The organism is Pseudomonas petroselini, assembly GCF_045037875.1.
Taxonomy (GTDB): Bacteria; Pseudomonadota; Gammaproteobacteria; order Pseudomonadales; family Pseudomonadaceae; genus Aquipseudomonas; species Aquipseudomonas petroselini.
Genome location: NZ_CP173614.1, coordinates 1378387 through 1401079, shown reverse-complemented (window position 1 = coordinate 1401079; position 22693 = coordinate 1378387). Strand labels below are relative to the sequence as shown.

The following is a 22693-nucleotide window of genomic DNA, read 5'->3' as shown; positions in this document are numbered from 1 at the left end:
TGGGCTCAGGGGCGGGGCCTTTGGCACTGCCTGCACGGTTTTTCCAGTCCAGCATGGCGATATCCTTTCAATCACTTGAGTTCATGCACTTGAATTGATGGCGTGCGTTCAAACACTCCGACCACAACCCTACCCCATCGTGCCCGCCCGTGCGGGGCTTTTCACCAAACTGGCGCACAGAGGGTATTCGACTATAAAGGATGCACGCTTTTTACGCTGCGCGACCACCGGGTCAGCAACTGAATACCCGGAACACACAGTTTATTGATGCATGACACTCATCCCAAGGAAAAGAGGTGCTAGCATAGAGCCATCAGTCGACCTCAGCATGCACCCTAACTAGTAGTCAGGATATGACCGAGCCAGAAGACCCCAGCCGTGAGCGTCTCAAGCAGCATTTTGCCCAGCGGGTAATTCATCAGGCACGTCAAATTCTTGAGATCTGGCAGCGCCTGCAACGCAGCGAGTGGTCCGGCACCGACCTTTCCGAGCTCAGCGAGGCTAATTTGCGCCTGCTGCGGTTTGCCGAGCGCTTCGAACAACCGGAACACCGCCAGCTGGCGCAACACATCGGCGACTCCCTCAAGGCAGTCGACGAGAACCGTGGGCGCCTCAGCAGCCACCTGATCACCGAACTCAATCGCTTGATGCAGCGCCTGTCCCGCACCGGCCTGCGCCAGGGTGACCAGCTGGAACAAACCTTCCTGCCGCCGATGCGCAAGCCGATCTACGTCATGCTGGCCGATCACGACCGCGCCGAGCGGCTGGCCAAGCAGCTGGAATTTTTCGGTTTGAGCGCCCAATCCCTCGACAGCGTGGCCGCGTTTCGGGCGGCGATGGCCGAGCGCCTGCCTTCAGCGATTGTAATGGACGTGGATTTCTGCGGCACCGGCCTGGGCCTCAAGCTCGCCGCCGAAGCCCAGGAAGGGCTGGAGCACAAATTGCCGCTGCTGTTCTTCAGCCTGCACGAGACCGACACCCCTACCCGGCTGGCCGCCGTGCGCGCCGGGGGCCAGGAGTTCCTGACCGGGACGCTGGAAGCCTCAAGCCTGTTGGAAAAAATCGAAGTGCTGACCTGCGTCGCCCAGTACGAGCCGTATAAGGTGCTGATCATCGACGACTCGCGGGCCCAGGCGCTGCACACCGAGCGGCTGCTCAACAGCGCCGGTATCGTCACCCGCACGCTGATCGAACCGATCCAGGCCATGGCTGAACTGGCGGACTTCCAGCCCGACCTGATCATCCTCGACATGTATATGCCCGCCTGTACCGGTACCGAACTGGCCAAGGTGATCCGCCATAACGACCGTTATGTCAGCGTACCGATCATCTACCTGTCGGCCGAGGACGACCTGGATAAACAACTGGACGCCATGAGCGAAGGCGGCGACGACTTCCTCACCAAGCCGATCAAGCCGCGCCACCTGATCACCACCGTGCGCAACCGCGCCGCTCGCGCACGCAACCTCAAGGCACGGATGGTGCGCGACAGCCTGACCGGCCTGTACAACCACACTCACATCCTGCAACTGCTTGAAGACTGCAGCTTCCGCGCACGCCGCGAGAACAAGCCGCTGAGCTTTGCCATGCTGGATATCGACCACTTCAAGCGGGTCAATGACAGCCACGGCCACCCCATGGGTGACCGCGTGATCAAAAGCCTGGCGCTGTTTCTCAAGCAGCGCCTGCGCAAGACCGACTACATCGGGCGCTACGGCGGCGAAGAGTTCGCCATTGTGATGCCGGACACCGACCTGGAATCGGCCTGCAAGGTACTGGATGAAATCCGTGGCCGCTTTGCCGAAATCCACTACCCGGCCCAACCGCAGGATTTATGGTGCACGTTCAGCGCCGGGCTGGTGGAGCTGTGCGACGACTCCGACAGCCTGATGATGGCCGCCCAGGCCGACGAGGCGCTGTACCGCGCCAAGCACGCCGGACGCAACCGCGTGCAGGCTGCGCGCGCATCAAAGCAAAGTGCCATCTTTTCACCGGAATCCACTGATTCGGTCATAACGCTGTAACGCAAACGCAATAACTTCAGGCACTTATCTTTTGCTGTCGGTTGATACCACGCATGCGCCTGAAGCTGCTGACCAATCTCAATACCCTTCTTCTGGTGGCCGTGTGCCTGGCGCTGGGGGCGACGCTGTGGTGGTCGCAACGGGCGCTGGAGCGGCCTTATCTGCTGATGGAACGTTACCTGGGCCTGTCGCAGACCTTCCAGAACCAGGCTGCACGCAACATCGACGACTACCTGGCCAGTGGCGATGCCTTGCGCCTGAGCAGCGCCGGCCAGAGCCTGGAAAGCCTGTTGCAGCATCTGGATGAACTGCCTGCGGACCTCGCGCAAAACCTGCGCCCCAGCCTGGTCGACCTGGATGCGTTCAGCAAAACCGACTTGCTGGCTGCCGGCAAGCTGGCTGGCGACCCACAAGCCTTGCTGCTGCAGGCCGAGCGCGAATTGGGCGCGAACCTGGAGCAACTGAGCCAATACGCCAGCGGCGTGAATTCTGCCGAAGCTGCGCGTTACTTGCCCCCACTGCTGGCGGCATCCCAGCACCTGGCCAAGCTGTCCCTGGCCCGCGACAAACTGGTGAGCAGCGGACGCGCGGAATTGGCCACGGATGTGGAGCGCGAAGTCGCCAATATCCGCACCCAGGCCGACCTGTTGGAGCAACTGCCCTTGCTGGGGGTGAAGGCCAGTGCCGAATCCGGCGCCGATGACTTCTCGGCCATGATGGGCTTGGAAAACAGTGAAAAAGCCGAAGTCCAGGACACCGGCGTCGACCTCAAACGCGAACTCAACAGCCTGCTGACCCGCTATCCCGCTGAACTCAAGCGCACCCGCGAACAAATCCAGCAACGCGCTGACCTGGCCGCCCGCACCCGCCTGAAAATCAACGCAGTGCAGCAGGCCATTGCTGGCCTGGAACCGGTTGTGCGCGCACAGCATGGGGCAATCCAGGGCGAAGTGCGTGTGATGCAAGGGGTGATGATCGGCCTGATCCTGCTGATCGCGCTGCTGATCGACACCCTGCAACGACGCTTGGCACGGGTGCTGACCAACCTGGCACCCGCCCTGTCGACCTGGGCCGAAGGTGACTTCAGCCAGCCGATTGCCTTGGGCAAGACCAACCGCGAACTCCACGATATCGAAGCCTCGTTGAACCGCCTGCGCGCCTACCTGGTGGACCTGGTCGGCACGATTCGCGGCAATGCCGAGGAAGTCGCGGGCAGCAGCCGCGCCCTCGCCGAACTGAGCAGCGGCCTGCACGACGGCGCCGAACGCCAGGCTGGGGACACTGCGCAGATCCGCGATTCGCTGGGTGAACTGGAAGCGACCATCCAGCAAGTCGCCGGCGATGCCAGCCAGGCCGCCGGCGCCAGCCGCAGCGCGGGCCAGGCGGTGGAGCAAGGCCAGCGTGTGATCGGCCTGAGCCTGACCGGGCTGCATGCCCTGGTGGGCGAAGTGCAGCAAAATGCGCAGATGATCGAAAAACTCGCCGAGGAATCGGCCACCATCGGCGGCGTGCTGACGGTGATCCGCTCGATTGCCGACCAGACCAACCTGCTGGCCCTCAACGCGGCCATCGAGGCCGCCCGCGCCGGTGAAGCCGGCCGTGGGTTTGCCGTGGTCGCCGACGAAGTCCGCTCCCTGGCCCAGCGCACCGCCGGCGCCACCGCAGAAATCCAGACCCTGATCGCCGGCCTGCAAAGCGCCGCCCACCAATCGGTACAAGGCATGCGCGCGCAGGTCGAACACGCCGAAGCTACCGCCCAGCAGGCCCAGGCCGCGGACGGCGCGCTGGATGAAATCGTCGGTGCCATCCAGACCATTTCCGAAACAGCCGTGCGCATCGCGGATGTGACGGCGCAGCAAAGTGGTGCCGTCAGTGAGATTCGCGACAACAGCGAGCGGATTCACCAGTTGGGCGAGGATAATCTGCTGCGCATTGGCCAGGGCCGCAGCCAGGGCGAGCATTTGCTGGTGCTGGGTGGGCAGCTCAATACGGCGGTGCAGGCCTTCCGCGTGTGACCTGATCTATTGCCCTGTGGAGATCAAAAGGTGGGAGGGAGCTTGCTCCCGATTGCGGGGTATCAGCCACTGTACGTGTTGACTGATGCACCGCCATCGGGAGCAAGCCCCCTTCCACATTGATCTCCACCGGATTCAACGCTGTCTCGCCAATGACCGGATCCCGGCCCGTAGTCACAAATTTTGCGCAATCCTCGCTAATCGTGCCGCCTACTGCATAGAACTGGACAGTCACAAAGGCTTTGCGGCATAGTCGCCGAGTTCTGCCGTACCCACATCAATAACAAGGAACAGCCGATGGCGACCTTACTGGTTCTTCACGGACCCAACCTGAACCTGCTCGGCACCCGTGAACCGGGCGTCTACGGGGCAGTGACCCTCGATCAGATCAACCTCGATCTTGAACGCAGGGCGCGTGAAGCCGGCCACCATCTGCTCTACCTGCAAAGCAATGCCGAGTACGAATTGATTGATCGCATCCATGCCGCGCGCGGCGAAGGCGTGGACTTTATCCTGATCAATCCCGCCGCTTTTACACACACAAGCGTTGCATTACGTGACGCGTTGCTGGCGGTGAGCATCCCATTCATCGAAGTGCATTTGTCGAACGTGCACAAACGCGAACCTTTCCGCCATCACTCTTACTTCTCCGACGTAGCGGTAGGAGTGATCTGCGGCCTTGGCGCCAGCGGTTACCGACTGGCCCTGGAGGCCGCCCTGGAACAGCTTGAACAACCGGCCAAGCGCCCCTGACCGACCCTTGGGAGTTGATGATTCATGGATATCCGTAAAGTTAAGAAACTGATCGAACTGCTGGAAGAATCCGGTATCGACGAGCTGGAAATCAAGGAAGGCGAAGAGTCCGTACGGATCAGCCGTCACAGCAAGACCCCGGCCCAGCAGTTCTACGCGCCACAGATGCAAGCACCGGCGCCAGCCGCTGCTGCACCGGCCGCCGCACCTGCTGCCGCCGCACCTGCCGCTCCAGCCGCGCCTGCGCTGAACGGCTTCGTGGTCAAGTCGCCAATGGTCGGTACGTTCTACCGCACCCCGGCACCGACCTCGCCAGCCTTCGTTGAAGTCGGCAAGACCGTGAAAGTGGGCGACACCATCTGCATCGTAGAAGCGATGAAAATGATGAACCACATCACGGCTGAAAAAGCCGGCGTCATCGAATCCATCCTGGTAGAAAACGGTCAGCCGGTTGAGTACGACCAGCCGCTGTTCACCATCGTTTGAACCGCGGAGCGCCTTCGATGTTGAAACCTGCGAAGAAACTGCAAAAAGTCCTGATCGCCAACCGCGGCGAGATCGCGCTGCGTATCCTGCGCGCCTGTAAGGAAGAGGGCATCAAGACCGTCGCTGTTTACTCGACGGCCGATACCGAATTGATGCACGTGAAACTGGCGGACGAAAGCATTTGCATCGGCCCGCCACTGGCCACGAACTCGTACCTGAAAGTCTCGAACATCATAGCGGCCGCGGAAGTGACCGGCGCTGATGGCATCCACCCGGGCTACGGCTTCCTCGCGGAAAACGCCGATTTCGCCGAACAGGTGGAAAAATCCGGGTTTGCCTTCATCGGCCCGAAAGCCGACACCATTCGCCTGATGGGCGACAAGGTCTCGGCCAAGGACGCCATGATCGCCGCCGGTGTACCCACCGTTCCTGGCTCCGACGGCCCACTGCCGGAAGACGAAGAAACCGCTCTGCGCATTGGTCGTGAAGTCGGCTACCCAGTGATCATCAAGGCCGCCGGTGGCGGTGGTGGTCGCGGCATGCGCGTGGTGCACAAGGAAGAAGACCTGATCGAAGCCGCCAAGCAGACCCGCTCCGAAGCGGGCGCCTGGTTCGGCAACCCGATGGTCTACCTGGAAAAATACCTGACCAACCCACGTCACGTGGAAGTTCAGGTACTGTCCGACGGCCAGGGCCACGCCATCCACCTGGGCGACCGCGATTGCTCGCTGCAACGTCGTCACCAGAAGGTACTGGAAGAAGCACCGGCACCGGGCCTGGATGAAAAGGCTCGCCAGGAAGTGCTGGCACGCTGCGTCAAGGCGTGCATCGACATCAACTACCGTGGCGCCGGTACTTTCGAGTTCCTCTACGAGAACGGTCGTTTCTACTTCATCGAGATGAACACTCGTGTGCAGGTAGAGCACCCGGTGTCGGAGATGGTCACCGGTATCGACATCGTCAAGGAGATGCTCAGCATCGCCGCCGGCAACGTACTGTCCTTCACCCAGGACGACGTGAAGATGCACGGCCACTCCCTGGAGTGCCGCATCAACGCCGAAGACCCGAAAACCTTTATCCCGAGTCCAGGCCTGGTCAAGCATTTCCATGCACCGGGCGGCAACGGCGTTCGCGTCGATTCGCACCTGTACAGCGGCTACAAGGTTCCGTCCAACTACGACTCACTGATCGGCAAGCTGATCACCTGGGGCGCCACGCGCGACGAGGCCATGGCCCGTATGCGTAACGCCCTGGACGAAATCGTGGTCGACGGCATCAAGACCAACATCCCGCTGCACCGGGACCTGGTCCGTGATGAAGGCTTCTGCGAGGGTGGTGTGAACATTCACTACCTGGAACACAAGCTGGCTAACCAGTAAGTGCTCCACTCAACAAAGCCGCCTTCGGGCGGCTTTGTTGTTTCTGCGGCACCGGTCTTTATGAATGCACACAATCCAATGTGGGAGGGGGCTTGCTCCCGATAGCGGTGGTTCAGTTGATTAATTCACCACTGACACACCGCTATCGGGAGCAAGCCCCCTCCCACAGGTGGTCCCTGTACATCCTGAGCACTGCATATCGTCGGCACAGTCGTCTTCTGCCCTGCTCTCGCGTAAACTTGCGCGCTTTCGCGACCCAGCAGTCGCACACTCATTTTTTCAAAGGTGCCCGCCATGCCTTGGCTGCAAGTCCGTCTCGCCATCAGCCCAGAACAAGCCGAAACCTACGAAGACGCTTTCCTTGAAGTCGGCGCTGTCTCGGTCACGTTCATGGACGCCGAAGACCAACCGATCTTCGAACCCGAACTCAACACCACCCCGCTCTGGTCGCACACCCATTTGCTGGCCCTGTTCGAAGACGGCACCGATGCCGCCGCCGTACTGGCCCATATGGAATTGCTCACCGGCGGCCCGCTGCCGGAGCATCACAGCGAAGTCATCGAAGACCAGGACTGGGAACGCAGCTGGATGGACAACTTCCAGCCGATGCGTTTCGGCCAGCGCCTGTGGATCGTGCCGAGCTGGCATGCCGCGCCTGAGCCGGACGCGGTCAACCTGCTGCTGGACCCGGGCCTGGCGTTCGGCACCGGCACCCACCCAACCACCGCGCTGTGCCTGGAATGGCTGGACGGCCAGGACCTGACCGACAGCCACGTGCTCGACTTCGGTTGCGGCTCGGGGATCCTGGCGATTGCCGCCCTGTTGCTGGGCGCCAAGGAAGCCGTGGGCACCGATATCGACGTGCAGGCGCTGGAAGCCTCGCGCGATAACGCCGGGCGCAACAACATTCCTGAAGGCAAATTCCCACTCTACCTGCCGGAGCAATTGCCCCAGGTGCAGGCCGACGTACTGGTCGCCAACATCCTCGCAGGGCCGCTGGTGTCCCTGGCGCCGCAGTTGTCGAGCTTGGTCAAGCCGGGCGGCCGCCTGGCGCTGTCGGGCATCCTTGCCGAGCAAGGCGAAGACGTCGCCGCCGCCTACGCGAAGGATTTCGAGCTGGATCCGATCGCCAACCGCGATGGCTGGGTACGCATCAGCGGTCGTCGGCGCTAGAATGAGCGCTTGCCTGAATCGGATGGCCGCATGACCGACAGTTTCGTCACCCAGTGCCCGCATTGCCAATCGCGCTTTCGCGTCAACCACGCTCAATTGAGCGTGGCCCGTGGCGTGGTTCGCTGCGGCTCGTGCCTGCAAGTGTTCAATGCGGCTCGCCAGTTGCTGGAGCAGCGTGCTGCCGGTACACCAGCGCCCGAGCTGCCGGCTGCGGCTGAGCCAGAGCTGCCACGGGCTATCAGCCAAAAGCAGTGGACCGCCGAAGAGCTGGACCTGGACAACCTGGACCTGGACGAAGAACTGGCCAAGCTGGAACGTCGCGAGATTCAGCACACCCAGCCTGCCGGCGCAGAACGTCGCCAAGCGGGTACTGATCGTCGGCAAAAAGATGAGCCTCTCAGCGCCAGCCGCAACACCGTCAAGGCCGAAGAAGAAAAATGGGCTGCCAGCCTGTTCAGCGAACCGCCTGAAGAGCGCGTGCAAGCCACGCACATCGAACCCGAACCGACGAACGCACCTGCGACCAAGCAGCGCACCGAGCCGTCCATGTCGTTTCACACCGACGACCTCGACGATGAGCCACCCCTGCGCTCCATGCCAGACGATGACGACGTCGATCCACCGTTCACGCCATTGACCCAATCGGCCGATGACGTTGAACCCGAAGAACGCCCCAAACCCTCTCGCAAGCGCCCGCGCACCGAAACGAGTGTGCACGACGAGCAACTGTTGGATCTCGAAGACGATCCGCTGCACCTCTACGCGCAAAAGCGTCCGGCCAGCCTGGGCCGTCGCCTGATCTGGCTGTTGCTGGTGCTGATCGCCGCCGGCGGCCTCGCAGCCCAGTACATCGCCTACCAATTCGACGACCTGGCCCGCCAGGACGCCTACCGTCCGTGGTTCCAGCAACTGTGCCCCACACTGGGCTGTACGGTGCCGTCGCGGGTCGATATCGCCCATATCAAGAGCAGTAACCTGGTGGTACGCAGCCATCCGGACTTCGCCGGGGCGCTGGTGGTGGACGCCATCATCTATAACCGTGCGACATTCTCCCAGCCCTTCCCGCTGCTGGAGCTGCGCTTTGCCGACCTGAATGGCAGCCTGATTGCCAGTCGTCGCTTCAAACCCGCCGAATACCTCAGCGGCGAGTTGGCCGGTGTGAGCGAAATGCCATCGCAAACGCCGATCCATATCTCCCTGGATATCCTCGATCCGGGCAATAAAGCCGTTAATTACAGCCTGAGCTTTCACTCGCCCGAGTGAATCGGTTCACGCACCGAGGTTTGACGGCGAGTTATTGACTCAGCCCCGCGCGACCAAACCGGTAGCGATAAAGAAATAACTGTTCAGATTTTATCCAATTCAGCCTTTATCCAGTCATCGAGAGCGGGTATCATGCCAACCCTTTTTCGAACTCTAATGATCCGGCCCCACAACAGGGAAGTCCTATGTCGGCGGTACGCATCGGCCCATACACATTGCAGAACGGCTTGATTCTCGCCCCGATGGCGGGTGTCACTGACCAGCCCTTTCGTCAGCTGTGCAAGCGGTTGGGCGCGGGTCTAGTAGTCTCGGAAATGGTCACCAGCGACATGAGCTTGTGGAACACCCGCAAATCGCGGATGCGCATGATCCACGAAGGCGATCCCGAGCCCCGCTCGGTCCAGATCGCCGGTGGAGATGCACAGATGCTGGCGGATGCGGCCCGGGCCAACGTGGAGTTGGGGGCGCAGATCATCGACATCAACATGGGCTGCCCGGCCAAGAAGGTCTGCAACAAGGCCGCCGGTTCCGCGCTGTTGAAAGATGAGCAATTGGTTGCCGAGATCCTGCAGGCCGTTGTCGCCGCAGTCGATGTGCCGGTCACCCTGAAGATTCGCACCGGCTGGGACCGGGACAACAAGAACGGCCTGACGGTGGCGAAGATCGCCGAACAGGCAGGCATTACAGCGCTGGCGGTGCATGGCCGCACCCGCGCCGACCTTTACACCGGTGAAGCCGAGTACGACACCATCGCTGCGATCAAGCAGGCGGTGTCGATACCGGTGTTTGCCAATGGCGACATCGACTCCGCCGAGAAAGCCCGGCGCGTGCTGCACGCCACCGGTGCCGATGGTTTGTTGATTGGCCGGGCCGCCCAGGGGCGACCGTGGATTTTTCGTGAGATCGAGCATTTTCTGCGTACTGGCGACGTATTGCCGGCACCGGAGCTGATCGAGGTGGAACGTATTCTGCTAGAGCATTTGGCCGCCCTGCACGCTTTCTATGGAGACGTGATGGGAGTACGCATTGCCCGCAAGCATGTCGGCTGGTATCTCGCAACCTTGCCGGGCGCCAGGGAGTTTCGCGCCCACTTCAATCGTTTGGATGATACGCAAGCACAGGTCGCCACCGTTCGAGAGTACTTCAGCGAGCGTGAAAAGAGCCTGGGGACAGGGGACGGAGAGGGGGTGGCCGCATGACGATGATGACCGAGACTTTAGTGAGTGGAACAACACCCGTGAGCGACAACGTCAATTTGAAACAGCACCTCAACACGCCGAGCGAAGAAGGTCAGACCCTTCGCGGGAGTGTCGAGAAGGCGCTGCACAATTATTTCGCCCACCTTGAGGGCGCTTCCGTCACGGACGTGTACAACCTGGTGCTCTCCGAAGTCGAGGCGCCCTTGCTCGAAAGCGTGATGAACTACGTCAAGGGCAACCAGACCAAAGCCAGTGAGCTGCTGGGCCTCAACCGTGGCACCTTGCGCAAAAAGCTCAAACAATACGATTTGCTGTAAGCATTCAATCAAACCAGAAAGGCGCCCGCGTAAAACCGGTCGCCTTTTTTGCTGACTCCTTTGCTTTTGATGGAAATTGAAATGACCGACCAGACTACCCGCCTGCCGATCCGCCGCGCCTTGATCAGTGTTTCCGACAAGACCGGGATCCTCGAATTTGCCCGCGAGCTGGAAGCTCTGGGTGTGGAAATCCTCTCCACGGGCGGGACCTTCAAGCTGCTGCAGGACAACGGCGTGGCCGCAGTGGAAGTGGCGGACTACACCGGTTTCGCAGAAATGATGGACGGTCGGGTCAAGACCCTGCACCCGAAAATCCACGGCGGCATCCTCGGCCGTCGCGGGATCGACGATGCCATCATGACCGAACACGGCATCAAGCCGATCGACCTGGTGGCCGTCAACCTCTACCCGTTCGAAGCCACCATCAACAAGCCAGGCTGCGACCTGCCGACTGCCATCGAAAACATCGATATCGGCGGCCCGACCATGGTTCGCTCGGCCGCCAAGAACCATAAAGACGTGGCCATCGTGGTCAACGCCAGCGACTACGCCCAGGTGCTCGAAAGCCTGAAGGCCGGTGGCCTGACCTACGCCCAGCGTTTTGACCTGATGCTCAAGGCGTTCGAACACACCGCCGCCTACGACGGCATGATCGCCAACTACATGGGCACCGTGAACCAAGCCGCTGAAACCCTCAGCACCGAAGGCCGCAGCCAGTTCCCGCGCACCTTCAACAGCCAGTTCATCAAGGCCCAGGAAATGCGCTACGGCGAGAACCCGCACCAGAGCGCGGCGTTCTACGTGGAGGCCAAGCCTGCTGAAGTCGGCATCGCCACCGCGACCCAACTGCAAGGCAAGGAGCTGTCCTACAACAACGTGGCCGACACCGACGCCGCGCTGGAATGTGTGAAGAGCTTCGTCAAGCCGGCCTGCGTGATCGTCAAGCACGCCAACCCGTGCGGCGTGGCCGTGAGCCCGGACGCGGAAGGCGGCATTCGCCAAGCGTACGAACTGGCCTACGCCACCGATACCGAATCGGCTTTCGGCGGCATCATCGCCTTCAACCGTGAACTGGACGCCGAGACCGCCAAGGCGATCGTCGAGCGTCAGTTCGTTGAAGTGATCATTGCCCCAAGCGTCAGCGAAGAAGCCCGCGCCATCGTGGCGGCCAAAGCCAACGTGCGCCTGCTGGCCTGCGGCGAGTGGTCGGCTGACCGCGCCGCTGCCTGGGACTACAAGCGCGTCAACGGCGGCTTGCTGGTACAGAGCCGTGACATCGGCATGATCGGCAGCGAAGACCTGAAAGTGGTGACCCAGCGCGCCCCGACCGAGCAAGAGATCAACGACCTGATCTTCGCCTGGAAAGTGGCCAAGTACGTGAAGTCCAATGCCATCGTCTACGCCAAGAACCGCCAGACCATCGGTGTCGGCGCTGGCCAGATGAGCCGCGTGAACTCGGCGCGTATCGCTGCGATCAAGGCCGAACACGCCGGTTTGCAGGTGGTGGGTTCGGTGATGGCTTCCGACGCATTCTTCCCGTTCCGTGATGGCTTGGACAATGCCGCGAAAGCTGGCGTGACCGCCGTGATCCAACCGGGCGGCTCGATGCGTGATGCTGAAGTGATCGCCGCCGCTGATGAAGCCGGCATCGCCATGGTCTTCACCGGCATGCGTCACTTCCGTCACTGATCCAAATGTGGAAGGGGCTTTTTGTAGTGAGCGGGCGTGTCCCGCGCTGGGCTGCACAGCAGCCCCACTGGATCTCCAGTGAAACCGGCGGGGGACGCCCCCCTCACCACAAGAACCCTCCCACATAAAGCGCTCCTGCAGCGCCTACAGAATTTGAGGTTTTTGAAATGAATGTTTTGATCATTGGCAGCGGTGGCCGTGAACACGCCCTGGCCTGGAAAGTTGCCCAGGACCCGCGCGTCCAGAAGGTTTTCGTCGCTCCCGGCAACGCCGGTACCGCCATTGAAGCCAAGTGCGAGAACGTCGCTATCGACGTGCTGGCCCTTGAGCAACTGGCAGATTTTGCTGAAAAGAACGTGTCCCTGACCATCGTCGGTCCGGAAGTGCCGCTGGTGGCTGGCGTCGTGGACCTGTTCCGCAGCCGCAACCTGGACTGCTTCGGCCCAACCGCCGGCGCGGCCCAGCTGGAAGGCTCCAAGGCGTTCACCAAGGATTTCCTGGCTCGCCACAAGATTCCGACGGCCGATTACCAGAACTTCACCGAGATCGAGCCGGCCCTGGCTTACCTGCGTGAAAAAGGTGCGCCGATCGTGATCAAGGCCGACGGCCTGGCCGCCGGTAAAGGCGTGATCGTCGCCATGACCCTGCAGGAAGCCGAAGACGCCGTGCGCGACATGCTCGCCGGCAACGCTTTTGGTGACGCCGGTTCGCGCGTCGTGATCGAAGAATTCCTCGACGGCGAAGAAGCCAGCTTCATCGTGATGGTCGACGGCAAGAACGTCTTGCCGATGGCCACCAGCCAGGACCACAAACGCGTCGGCGACGGCGACACCGGCCCGAACACCGGCGGCATGGGTGCCTACTCCCCGGCCCCGGTGGTCACCGCCGACGTGCACCAGCGCGTCATGGACCTGGTGATCTGGCCGACCGTGCGTGGCATGGCCGATGAAGGCAATGTCTACACCGGCTTCCTGTATGCCGGCCTGATGATCGACAAAGCCGGTAACCCGAAAGTCATCGAGTTCAACTGCCGCTTCGGCGATCCGGAAACCCAACCGGTGATGCTGCGTCTGCAATCGAGCCTGGTACTGCTGGTGGAAGCCGCCCTGGCCCAGGCCTTGGACAAGGTTGAAGCGCAGTGGGACCCACGTCCGAGCGTTGGCATTGTGCTGGCGGCCGGTGGTTACCCTGCCGACTACGCCAAGGGCGATGTGATTGAAGGCCTCGATGCGGCGGCGACCCTGGAAGGCAAAGTGTTCCACGCGGGCACCGCGCTCAAGGACGGTAAGGTCGTGACCGCCGGTGGCCGCGTGTTGTGCGCCACTGCCATGGGCGCCAGTGTCGACGCCGCGCAGCAACAGGCGTACACGTTGGCCGCGAAGATCGATTGGAACGGCTGCTTCTACCGCAAGGACATCGGCTACCGCGCCATCGCCCGTGAACGGGGCGAGAGCAGCTAAGCAGCCGCCGTCAGTAGCTATCCGTTCGGCTAGGCAAGGGCCTCTGGCCCTTGCCGTATGCAGGCCTACCCGCGCATAGTTAACCCGTGCATCAACCTACGAAGGGATTTCGCCGTGCGCTGGCTCAGGATCGCCATAGGTTTTACTGTCAGCCTGCTGACACTGCTCTGCTTGTTCCCGGCCCAGGCCGCCGCGCAAGGCAGTGGCTGGGCAGTATTGCTTGATGAACAGGCCGACCTGCAACTGAGCGACATCCGGTCCTCGCGCTACACCAATCAATTCAGCCCCATCGAACTGGACCGCATCACCGCTGCGGAACCGGACGGTGCGTTGTGGGTACGTTTCAAGCTGCAACCCGGCAAGCACGAGCAAGTGCTGCGGGTATTCGCCCCGGACCTGTCGCACCTGAGCCTGTATGTGCTGGACGGCGACACCCTGGTGGAACAACAGAGCACCGGCACGCGCCAGCCCCAGGCAGAACGGCCGCTGCCCAGCAGCGACTTCATGCTGCCGATGCCCCAGAGCCAGAGGCCCCTTGAGGTCTACCTGCGCCTGGTCTCCGAACACGAGCTGCGCCCTTACATCACCCTGGAACCGGCCGTGCTCGCCGCCGCCGACCAGACCCAGACGCTGATCTACGGCCTGCTGTTCGGCTGCTTGCTGATGCTGATCCTGCACAACCTCACGCGCTTCGCCTACCACCGCTCGCGCAGCAGCCTGTGGCTGGCGGCTTGCGAAGTGCTGTTGATGCTCAGCCTGGCACTGCTGCTCAATCTGATAGGTCCATGGCTGCCGAACTGGCATGCGGTCCAGACACCCGGCGCTTACCTGGCGCTGCTGCTGACCGCGCCGTGCGGGCTGATGTTCGCCTACCGATTCTTCATGCCACTGGGCCCGCACCCGCTGAACAAACTGTTGATGGGCGACATCCTGTTCATTGTGCTGTGCGGCCTGCTGCTGTTGTTCGTCAACACCCTGCCGCTGAACATCATCACCTACGCCCTGGTGGCCCTGGCCGGCTTGAGCATGCTGTTTGTCTCGGCCTATCACTGGCAGAAAGGCTACCGCCCGGCACGCCTGTTCGTGGCCGCGATGGTGGTGTTCAACATCGGTACGCTGATCATCCTGCCGGCGCTGCTGGGCCTGACGATGGTCTCGCCACAGGGTCTGATCGTCACGTTGCTGGCCTTTATCTGCCTCAGCGGCCTGTTGATGAGCCTGGCTTTGGGCGAACGCCAGCGTGCGATTGTCGAGGCGCGCTTCAGCCTCAGCCGCGACCTGGCGGCGAGCAACGCCGAGATCGCCGCCAAGGCCGAGTTCCTGGCCAAGATCAGCCACGAGATCCGCACCCCCATGAACGGTGTGCTCGGCATGACCGAACTGCTGCTGGGCACGCCGCTGTCGGTGAAACAACGCGACTATGTGCAGACCATCCACAGCGCCGGTAACGAACTGCTCACGCTGATCAACGAAATCCTCGACATCTCCAAGCTGGAGTCCGGCCAGATCGAACTGGATGACGTGCAGTTCGACCTCAATGCGCTGATCGAAGACTGCCTGAGCATCTTCCGCGCCAAGGCCGAGCAGCAGAACGTCGAGCTGATCAGCTTTATCCAGCCTCAGGTGCCCCGCGTGATCAGCGGCGACCCGACCCGCCTGCGCCAGGCCATGTTGAGCCTGCTGGAAAACGCCCTGCAGAAGACCGACGAAGGCGAAGTGCTGATCGTCGTCGCGCTGGATGACCGCAGCACCAAGCCACGCCTGCGCATTGCCGTGCAGGACAGTGGCCTGCCGATGGAAGCGGCCGAGCGCGACGCCTTGCTGCACAGCGAACTGCACAGCAAGAATTTCTTCTCGGCCACCCGCCTGAACGGTCACCTGGGCCTGGTCATCGCCCGCCAATTGATCCTGTTGATGAACGGCGAGTTCGGTATCAAGAGCGGCAGCCATCAGGGCAGCACCCTGTGGCTGACCCTGCCGCTGGACCCGGAACGCCTGGAGCACCCGACCTCCGACCTCGACGGCCCACTCAAAGGCGCACGGGTGCTGGTGGTGGACGACAACGACACCTGCCGCAAAGTGCTGGTGCAGCAATGCTCGGCCTGGGGCCTGAACGTCAGCGCCGTGCCCTCGGGCAAGGAAGCCCTGGCGTTGCTGCGCACCAAGGCGCACCTGCGTGACTACTTCGACGTGGTGCTGCTGGACCAGAACATGCCCGGCATGACCGGCATGCAACTGGCGGCGAAGATCAAGGAAGACCCGAGCCTGAACCACGACATCCTGCTGATCATGCTCACTGGCATCAGCAACGCGCCGAGTAAGATCATCGCGCGCAATTGCGGGATCAAGCGCATCCTCGCCAAGCCGGTGGCCGGCTACACGCTCAAGACCACCCTGGCCGACGAACTGACCCAGCGCAGCAAAGGCACGTTGCAATCACGCCCGCCCCTCGCCGTACCGGCAGCCGTCACGGTGCCCGCTGACTTCCGCATCCTGGTGGCCGAAGACAACAGCATCTCCACCAAAGTGATCCGTGGCATGCTCGGCAAGCTCAACCTCAACCCGGACACCGCCAGCAATGGCGAGGAAGCGTTGGAGGCGATGAAAGCCCAGCGTTATGACCTGGTATTGATGGATTGTGAAATGCCGATCCTCGACGGTTTCTCGGCGACCCAGCAACTGCGTGCGTGGGAGGTGAGCCACCAACGCATTCGTACGCCGGTGGTGGCGTTGACGGCGCACATTCTGACGGAACATAAAGAGCGCGCCCGCCAGGCCGGGATGGATGGGCACATGGCCAAGCCGGTGGAGTTGTCGCAGTTGCGGGAACTGGTGGAGTTCTGGGTGGCACAGCGCCAACAAAGGCCGGAACACGCGCCTTCCTGACTTGTAATCCGGCCCGCTCACCACAAAAGCCAGCTCCCACATTTGATTTGTTTCGCCTGATAGACTGCCCACACTTTTTCCGCCCGCGAGCCGCCCTTCATGCTCCACGTGTTATTCAGCGTCTACCTGAAAATGCTGGTGCTCTACAGCCCGTTCTTCGTGCTGTCCTGCTTTATCAGCCTTACCCGTGGCTACTCCAGTAAAGAGCGGCGGCGCCTGGCCTGGAAAGTGGCGCTGGCCACCCTGGTATCGAGCGTGTTGCTCTACCTGTTCGGCCGGGTAATTTTCAGTGTGTTCGGCATCACCGTCGACGCCTTCCGCATCGGCGCCGGCAGTGTGCTGTTCATCTCCGCCCTGGGCATGGCCCAAGGCAAGTCGGCGGTGCAGACCGACAACGTGCAGCAGGACGTGACCATCGTGCCGCTGACCATCCCCCTCACCGTCGGCCCCGGCACCATCGGTGCACTGCTGGTGATGGGCGTGAGTCAACCGCACTGGGATGACAAACTCACCGCCATCCTCAGCATCGCCCTGGCCAGCCTCACGGTGGGCGTGGTGCTGTACCTGTCCAACCGCATCGAACGTATCCTCGGTGACCAGGGCTTGCAGATCGTCAGCCGGTTGATGGGCTTGTTCGTGTGCGCCCTCGCCGCGCAAATCATTTTCACCGGGGTACGCGGCTACCTGGTGCCCTAGATCCGGTACTTGGCGATCGCCAATTGCACCTTGTCTCCCGCGCTTTCGCGCATCAGTTGGATGGTTTTTTCGTTGACCACCGAGGTGTTCAGCACCAGGCAGGTCTGCCCGCTGAAGGCTTCGAACGAAGAGCTGTCCCACTCCAGGAACGGCAACCCCACCTGTTTGCTCACGCCGTGGGTGCTGTAGGTCACCAGCACCATCATCAGTTCACCATCGGTTTCAGCACAGGACGCCAGGCCGAAATCACCGCCTTGGTGTACCGAACTGTTGCGTTTGAACAACTCGAAAGTCGCAGGCGTCTGCTTCAACGCCTCCAACGCATCGGCCGCCAGTTTCGGCAGCGCGGTGAGCAGCGTTCCGGACAATGACGTAGCCGCCCACAGCGCGGCCATGATATTCAGCGCCGCCAATTGCACCGTCAGGCCCTTTCCCGAACGGGAGATCCGCTCGAAGCGGCTGCGTACCGGCAGCCAGCCCAGGCTGATCATCACCTTGATAAATTCTTCGTACCAGACCTCGGTACCGCGTTGGACTTTCAACACATCGCTTACGTAGCTGCTGGCCAGCAGGTAGCTTTTACGGATGTATTCCCGATTCAGGCCGGACAGCCCTTCGGCAAATGAGATGACGCTGTTGTTGACCACCGCCGCATTGAAGTTGTCCTCGGTGTCCAGCGGTAGGTCCGCCTGCGTGCCTGACGCTCCCGGCAACTTGTAGGCGGCAATCAACTTGCGCCTTTTTGTACTGTTGATCCTTTTGTGATGTCGCTCCATTTTGATTCTCCACAAGCACCCCAACTCGAGGCTTATGTTCACCCTAGTCCACTGCCCGACGGGTTTCCCTGGCGATAAAAACCCCTTGGTGCGGCCCGTCAAACCCTGGCACCCAGCAATCACGCAGGGTGCCTGGCGAGCTTCCGGATTTCGTCGCCATAAAAAGAAAAAGCGCCGAACAACATCAGAAAAATCCCTGCGTCATTCGGCGCTTTCAGGCAGCCCAGCGGCGGTTTTCAGGACGCGGGTTTCTCGCCGTACCACCGCGGCGTGTACACCCACTCACCGCCACCGGCACGGGGGAAAGTGCAGGTGGTGGACGAGCCGATCAGCACCATGGTGCGCATGTCCACCTGTTCCGGCGTCAGTTGCCCAAGCGTGGTCACGCGCAGGGTCTGCCCCGGGCGACCGATATCGCGGCCCAGCACCACCGGCGTTTGCGGTGTGCGATGCAGGGCGACGATTTCCAGCGCGCGCCCCAGTTGCCATGGTCGCGAACGCGAGATCGGGTTGTAGAACGCCAAGGCCAGGTCAGCCTGGGACGCCAGGTCCAGGCGCTTTTCGATGATTGACCAAGGCTTGAGGTTGTCCGACAGCGACATCACGCAGAAGTCATGGCCCAACGGCGCGCCCGCCTGGGCGGCGGTGGCCAGGGAGGCCGAGACACCGGGTAGGATTTGCAGGTCGACCTGATGCCACGCCGGGTCGCTGGACGCGTGCAAGGCCTCGATCACCGCAGCGGCCATGGCGAACACGCCAGGGTCGCCGGACGACACCACCACCACCGAGCGACCTTGGGCCGCCAACTCGAAGGCGTGACGCGCGCGCTGCATTTCTTCGCGGTTGTCGGTGCAATGCTGCACCTGATCATCGCGGAACGGACCGGCCATGCGCACGTAGGTTTCGTAGCCGAGCACGTCGGTGCAGCGTGCCAGTTCAGCCTTCACGGCGGGCACCATCAACTCGGCCGCACCAGGGCCCAGGCCGATCACGGCGAGGCGACCACGCAGACGTCCGACGCGCGACAGGTCCAACGGCTGCTCAGCGACATCAACAACGATATCGGCCTCTTGGCTGGCGCTGACAAACCGCAACGGCACACCCAGTTCCAACGCTGCCTCATGCAACGACGCTTCGGCCATCTGCGTATCGCTGGCCAGCAGGCACGCCAGGGATTGCACAGCGATGCCGGCCTCATGCAATGCCGTGCGCACGCGCTGTGCCAGTTGCGCGCCGGGCTGGCAGGTCACGCTGACGTTCTTCGGATAGATCAGCAATTCATTGGCGGCGGGTACGCGCTCGGCACTGCCCACGTGAATCGCCAGGCGTGCCTGCTGATCCTGGGGCAGGTTGGCCTGGTCCAGCCAGGGCGCCGCGCCTTCGATGCGCACGCTTTCGCCGGCCAGCAGGTCCGAGACGAAGCGCTTGCCCAGCTCCAGATCGGCCAGCTCATACCCCTTGGGTGGGTTGAGCAGGCAGGTGCCGAACCGCAGCTCGCCACTGGTGGTAATCGCAGCGGCCACGTCCAGCGCAGCGGCAATCTCCCGCGCCATGACGTTCACGCCACCGAGGCCACCGAGCAGCGGTACCACGGCGCTGCCGTCTTCGGCCACGGCCAGCACGGCAGGCTCTTCGCCCTTTTCCAGCAGCAGCGGCGCGAGGGTGCGAATCACGATACCTGCAGCGCACAGCGCAATCAGCGGCGTGCCGTGTTGATAGAGCTGGCGCAGGGTGGCACCGAACTCGCTGTAAGTCTGGTCCGCACCTTCAACGCGCCCGGCCAGGCCGTGGATCAGGGCGCCGGGGTACACCTGCTGGATCTTGCGCGCAGTGGCCAGGCTGCCCTGGCCGAGGATGACAATCGCCGGGCTCATCAACCTTGCCACCGTTCACCGGGCACGATGATCAGCGAGAAGTACGGTGAAGACATCGGCTCCACCTGATCAAGCGGCACGATCTTCTGGTTGGCCATGGTGGCGCGTTCCACATACAACGCGCGCTCGGCCAGGCCAAGTTCTTCCAGCACCTGGCGTACCTTCGGGAAGTTGCGCCCCAGCTTCATGATCACCGCCGCATCGGCATCCGCCAGGCGGCGCTTCAGGTCCTCATGGGGCAGCACGCCCGAGAGCACCGACAGGCTCTGGTTGCGATACACCAACGGCGCGCCCAGTACCGAGGCGCCGCCGAGCATCGAACACACGCCAGGGATGACCTGGGCGTCGTAGCGTTCGGCGAGGCGGTCATGCAGGTACATGTAGGAGCCGTAGAAGAACGGGTCGCCTTCGCAGATCACCGCCACATCGCGGCCGGCGTCCAGATGCGCGGCAACGTCGACGCTGGCGGCGTCGTAGAAGTCGCTGATCACTTGCTCGTAGGACATCGGCGCCGGCAATACCTCGGTGGTCACCGGGTACACCAGCGGCATCAGCGTCTGTTGCGGCACCAGGTGGTCTTCGATGATGCCGAAGGCATTACCCTTTTTGCCCTTGGCCACGAAGTACGCCACCACCGGCGATTCGCGCAGCAGGCGCAGGGCCTTGAGGGTGATCAGTTCCGGGTCACCGGGGCCTACGCCCAAGCCGATCAAACGTCCGCGTGCCTGCATTATTCGACCTCCGTGGCCAGGGCATTCACGGCGGCGGCGGCCATGGCACTGCCGCCCAGGCGGCCCTGCATGATCACGAACGGCACGCCACGGCTGTCGGCGGCCAGCATCGCCTTGGATTCGGCGGCGCCCACAAAGCCGACCGGGAAGCCGAGGATCAACGCCGGTTTCGGTGCGCCGGCATCGAGCATTTCCAGCAGGTAGAACAAGGCGGTCGGGGCGTTGCCGATCACCACCACGCTGCCTTCCAGGTGCGGGCGCCACAGCTCCAGCGCAGCAGCGGAACGGGTGTTGCCCAACTCGCGCGCCAAGTCAGGGACGCTGTCGTCACGCAAGGTGCAGATCACGGGGTTGTTAGCCGGCAAGCGCGCGCGGGTCACGCCTTCAGAGACCATCCGCGCATCACACAGAATCGGCGCACCGGCAGCCAGCGCATCGCGCCCGGCCTTGCCCGCACCTTCGGAGAACTGCAGGCCGTCGATGGCCTCGACCATGCCGCAGGCATGAATCACGCGCACCGCGAGTTTTTCCAGGTCGGCCGGGATGCGGTCCAACTTGGCTTCCGCGCGAATGATGGCGAAGGAGTTGCGGTAGATCTCCTGACCGTCGCGGATGTAATCAATCATCGGTGTTGCTCCGTGGGCGAGCGCGCAGCAAGGCGCCCGTCGCTTCAATAGAAAGGGTGCGCGCGTGCAGCCGGCCAAACCCTGGGTGGGCTGCATCGCGGAAATAGAGGTCGTAGTGGCCGGGGCTCACTGCCAACAAGGTCACCGGCGCAACGTGCGCCGCGGCGCAGGAACGTGGGCAGCCGGACACATGCACGTCGACGCCTGGGTCGAGCGCGGCCAGTTGCTGGGCATCCGCCTTGGTGTCGGCCAGGCCTTTGCCGCAGCCGCTGGAGCCCGTGCAGGCGGTCATGCGCGCCAGCGGTTGGTCAGCTGAGCAGAGGAAGCCCAGTTGCGCCAGGCGCTCGGTCACGGCGTGAGGCTTTTCAACGTTGGGCAGCAGCACGCCCTGCCAAGGGGTGAAACGCAAGGTGCCGTCGCCGTACTCGCTGGCGAGTTGTGCGACGCCCGTGAGCATCGCCGAATCCAGGCGGCCCAAGGGTGCGATGGCAGCGACATAGAACTGATTTTTTTGCGCCTGTGGATAAGTCCCAAGGTGCAGCAAAGCACCACTGGGCGGGCGATTGAAGCCGTCGACCGGCAGCAGCTTCAGGTGCAAACGGCTCAGCAGGTTACCCACAGGCAGATGACGCATGCGGGTTTGTTCCGGGGTGGCGAGGTCAAGAAACGCCTCCAGCACCGCAACCACCAGCGCATGGCCCTGCTCCAATGGCACGGCCGCCAACGGTGCATCCAGCCCAGGGCAACCGGCCAAGCCGAACGCGAGGAGCGTCTCGCCATTGCGCACGAACGCCGACAGCCACAGATCATGATGATGTTCGAGCATCGCCAGCGCTTCACCGCCATCCAGTTGCACGGCGAACTTGGCCGACAGCTGATGAAAACGCGGATGAGTTTGCAGGGTAGCGAGGATTTCATCGGCCAGCGGCCGGGTGTCGAACAGCATCTGCGGGTCGATACCGGCGCTGGGGCTGAGCATCAGGTTGCGTACGTCGTCACCGGCGGCGTTGCTGGGCCCGAGGTCGGCGGCCAGCAGCCTGGCGATCAAGGCGTCCTCTTCGGCGCCGATCCCGCGAATCTGCAGGTTGGCGCGGTTGGTCGCCTCGATCACCCCGCCGGCATAGGCCTGGGCCGCACCTGCCACCGCGCGGGCTTGCGCTGCGGTGATCGAACCACCGGCCAGTTTGATCCGGCAAATGCCGCCATCCAACGCCTGGACGATACGCAGCAACCCCGGACAAGCCGAGGGGCGCAAGGTATTCACAGCGGGCGTTGGGTTCACGGGGCTACCGGTTTGCAGGTAAAGGCGCGGTATTATGCCTGCTTTGTCCGGCGGCATGAAAAGC

At 62.5% G+C, this 22693-nt stretch carries 18 protein-coding genes; 13 read left to right on the top strand and 5 right to left on the bottom strand.

What is annotated here, in order from left to right; all coding sequences use genetic code 11:
• Positions 1 to 353: 353 nt before the first annotated feature.
• The 13 genes from ACI512_RS06440 (at position 354) to ACI512_RS06380 (ending at position 17340) form a co-directional block, all read left to right on the top strand.
• Entirely contained in the window at positions 354 to 2024 is a 1671-nt protein-coding gene (locus ACI512_RS06440; protein WP_122811422.1) for a PleD family two-component system response regulator, read from the top strand.
• Between the two features lie 1466 nt (positions 2025 to 3490).
• Positions 3491 to 4039 (top strand): methyl-accepting chemotaxis protein, encoded by a 549-nt coding sequence (locus tag ACI512_RS06435; protein ID WP_405121883.1) that lies wholly within the window; start codon positions 3491 to 3493, stop codon positions 4037 to 4039.
• Positions 4040 to 4336: 297 nt separating this feature from the next.
• Positions 4337 to 4792: a type II 3-dehydroquinate dehydratase gene (aroQ, locus tag ACI512_RS06430; RefSeq protein ID WP_012721999.1), complete on the top strand. Its 456-nt coding sequence runs from the start codon at positions 4337 to 4339 to the stop codon at positions 4790 to 4792.
• 24 nt (positions 4793 to 4816) lie between these two features.
• Positions 4817 to 5278, top strand: a complete 462-nt coding sequence (accB, locus tag ACI512_RS06425; RefSeq protein WP_012721998.1) for an acetyl-CoA carboxylase biotin carboxyl carrier protein — start codon at positions 4817 to 4819, stop codon at positions 5276 to 5278.
• 17 nt (positions 5279 to 5295) lie between these two features.
• A complete protein-coding gene (accC, locus tag ACI512_RS06420; RefSeq protein ID WP_046033970.1) occupies positions 5296 to 6657 on the top strand; it encodes an acetyl-CoA carboxylase biotin carboxylase subunit in 1362 nt (453 codons plus the stop codon).
• 294 nt (positions 6658 to 6951) lie between these two features.
• A complete protein-coding gene (prmA, locus tag ACI512_RS06415; RefSeq protein ID WP_010213491.1) occupies positions 6952 to 7830 on the top strand; it encodes a 50S ribosomal protein L11 methyltransferase in 879 nt (292 codons plus the stop codon).
• A 30-nt stretch (positions 7831 to 7860) separates the two neighbouring features.
• Positions 7861 to 9093, top strand: coding sequence for a DUF3426 domain-containing protein (locus tag ACI512_RS06410; protein WP_236380999.1), 1233 nt, complete (start codon positions 7861 to 7863; stop codon positions 9091 to 9093).
• Positions 9094 to 9278: 185 nt separating this feature from the next.
• Positions 9279 to 10292 (top strand): tRNA dihydrouridine synthase DusB, encoded by a 1014-nt coding sequence (gene dusB, locus ACI512_RS06405; protein ID WP_236380998.1) that lies wholly within the window; start codon positions 9279 to 9281, stop codon positions 10290 to 10292.
• The gene (gene fis / locus ACI512_RS06400) at positions 10289 to 10609 is read left to right on the top strand and encodes a DNA-binding transcriptional regulator Fis (protein WP_002555375.1); all 321 of its coding nucleotides are present in this window, start codon (positions 10289 to 10291) and stop codon (positions 10607 to 10609) included. Before dusB ends, fis begins: the two co-directional genes overlap by 4 nt.
• Positions 10610 to 10690: 81 nt before the next feature.
• Positions 10691 to 12298, top strand: a complete 1608-nt coding sequence (gene purH, locus ACI512_RS06395; RefSeq protein WP_064052022.1) for a bifunctional phosphoribosylaminoimidazolecarboxamide formyltransferase/IMP cyclohydrolase — start codon at positions 10691 to 10693, stop codon at positions 12296 to 12298.
• Positions 12299 to 12465: 167 nt separating this feature from the next.
• The gene (purD, locus tag ACI512_RS06390; protein ID WP_231808867.1) at positions 12466 to 13758 is read left to right on the top strand and encodes a phosphoribosylamine--glycine ligase; all 1293 of its coding nucleotides are present in this window, start codon (positions 12466 to 12468) and stop codon (positions 13756 to 13758) included.
• 114 nt (positions 13759 to 13872) lie between these two features.
• Positions 13873 to 16644, top strand: coding sequence for a hybrid sensor histidine kinase/response regulator (locus ACI512_RS06385; protein WP_102061152.1), 2772 nt, complete (start codon positions 13873 to 13875; stop codon positions 16642 to 16644).
• A gap of 99 nt (positions 16645 to 16743) precedes the next feature.
• Positions 16744 to 17340, top strand: a complete 597-nt coding sequence (locus ACI512_RS06380; protein WP_003171467.1) for a MarC family protein — start codon at positions 16744 to 16746, stop codon at positions 17338 to 17340.
• Here the strand turns inward: ACI512_RS06380 and ACI512_RS06375 are convergent.
• The 5 genes from ACI512_RS06375 to cobG all read right to left on the bottom strand — a co-directional run bounded on the left by ACI512_RS06375 (position 17337) and on the right by cobG (position 22686).
• Entirely contained in the window at positions 17337 to 18116 is a 780-nt protein-coding gene (locus ACI512_RS06375) for a hypothetical protein (RefSeq protein WP_064053939.1), read from the bottom strand. The two genes, ACI512_RS06380 and ACI512_RS06375, sit on opposite strands and share 4 nt — an antisense overlap.
• Before the next feature lie 236 nt (positions 18117 to 18352).
• On the bottom strand, positions 18353 to 19990 hold the full coding sequence (gene cobJ, locus ACI512_RS06370; RefSeq protein WP_405121711.1) for a precorrin-3B C(17)-methyltransferase: 1638 nt from the start codon (positions 19988 to 19990) through the stop codon (positions 18353 to 18355).
• Positions 19990 to 20721, bottom strand: a complete 732-nt coding sequence (locus tag ACI512_RS06365) for a precorrin-2 C(20)-methyltransferase (RefSeq protein ID WP_046033963.1) — start codon at positions 20719 to 20721, stop codon at positions 19990 to 19992. Before ACI512_RS06365 ends, cobJ begins: the two co-directional genes overlap by 1 nt.
• The gene (locus ACI512_RS06360; RefSeq protein ID WP_012721987.1) at positions 20721 to 21347 is read right to left on the bottom strand and encodes a precorrin-8X methylmutase; all 627 of its coding nucleotides are present in this window, start codon (positions 21345 to 21347) and stop codon (positions 20721 to 20723) included. The genes ACI512_RS06365 and ACI512_RS06360 overlap by 1 nt, the downstream gene beginning before the upstream one ends.
• Positions 21340 to 22686 carry a precorrin-3B synthase gene (gene cobG / locus ACI512_RS06355; protein WP_250948600.1) on the bottom strand — a complete coding sequence of 449 codons (1347 nt, stop codon included), beginning with the start codon at positions 22684 to 22686 and terminating at the stop codon, positions 21340 to 21342. The genes ACI512_RS06360 and cobG overlap by 8 nt, the downstream gene beginning before the upstream one ends.
• Between the last annotated feature and the right edge of the window lie 7 nt (positions 22687 to 22693).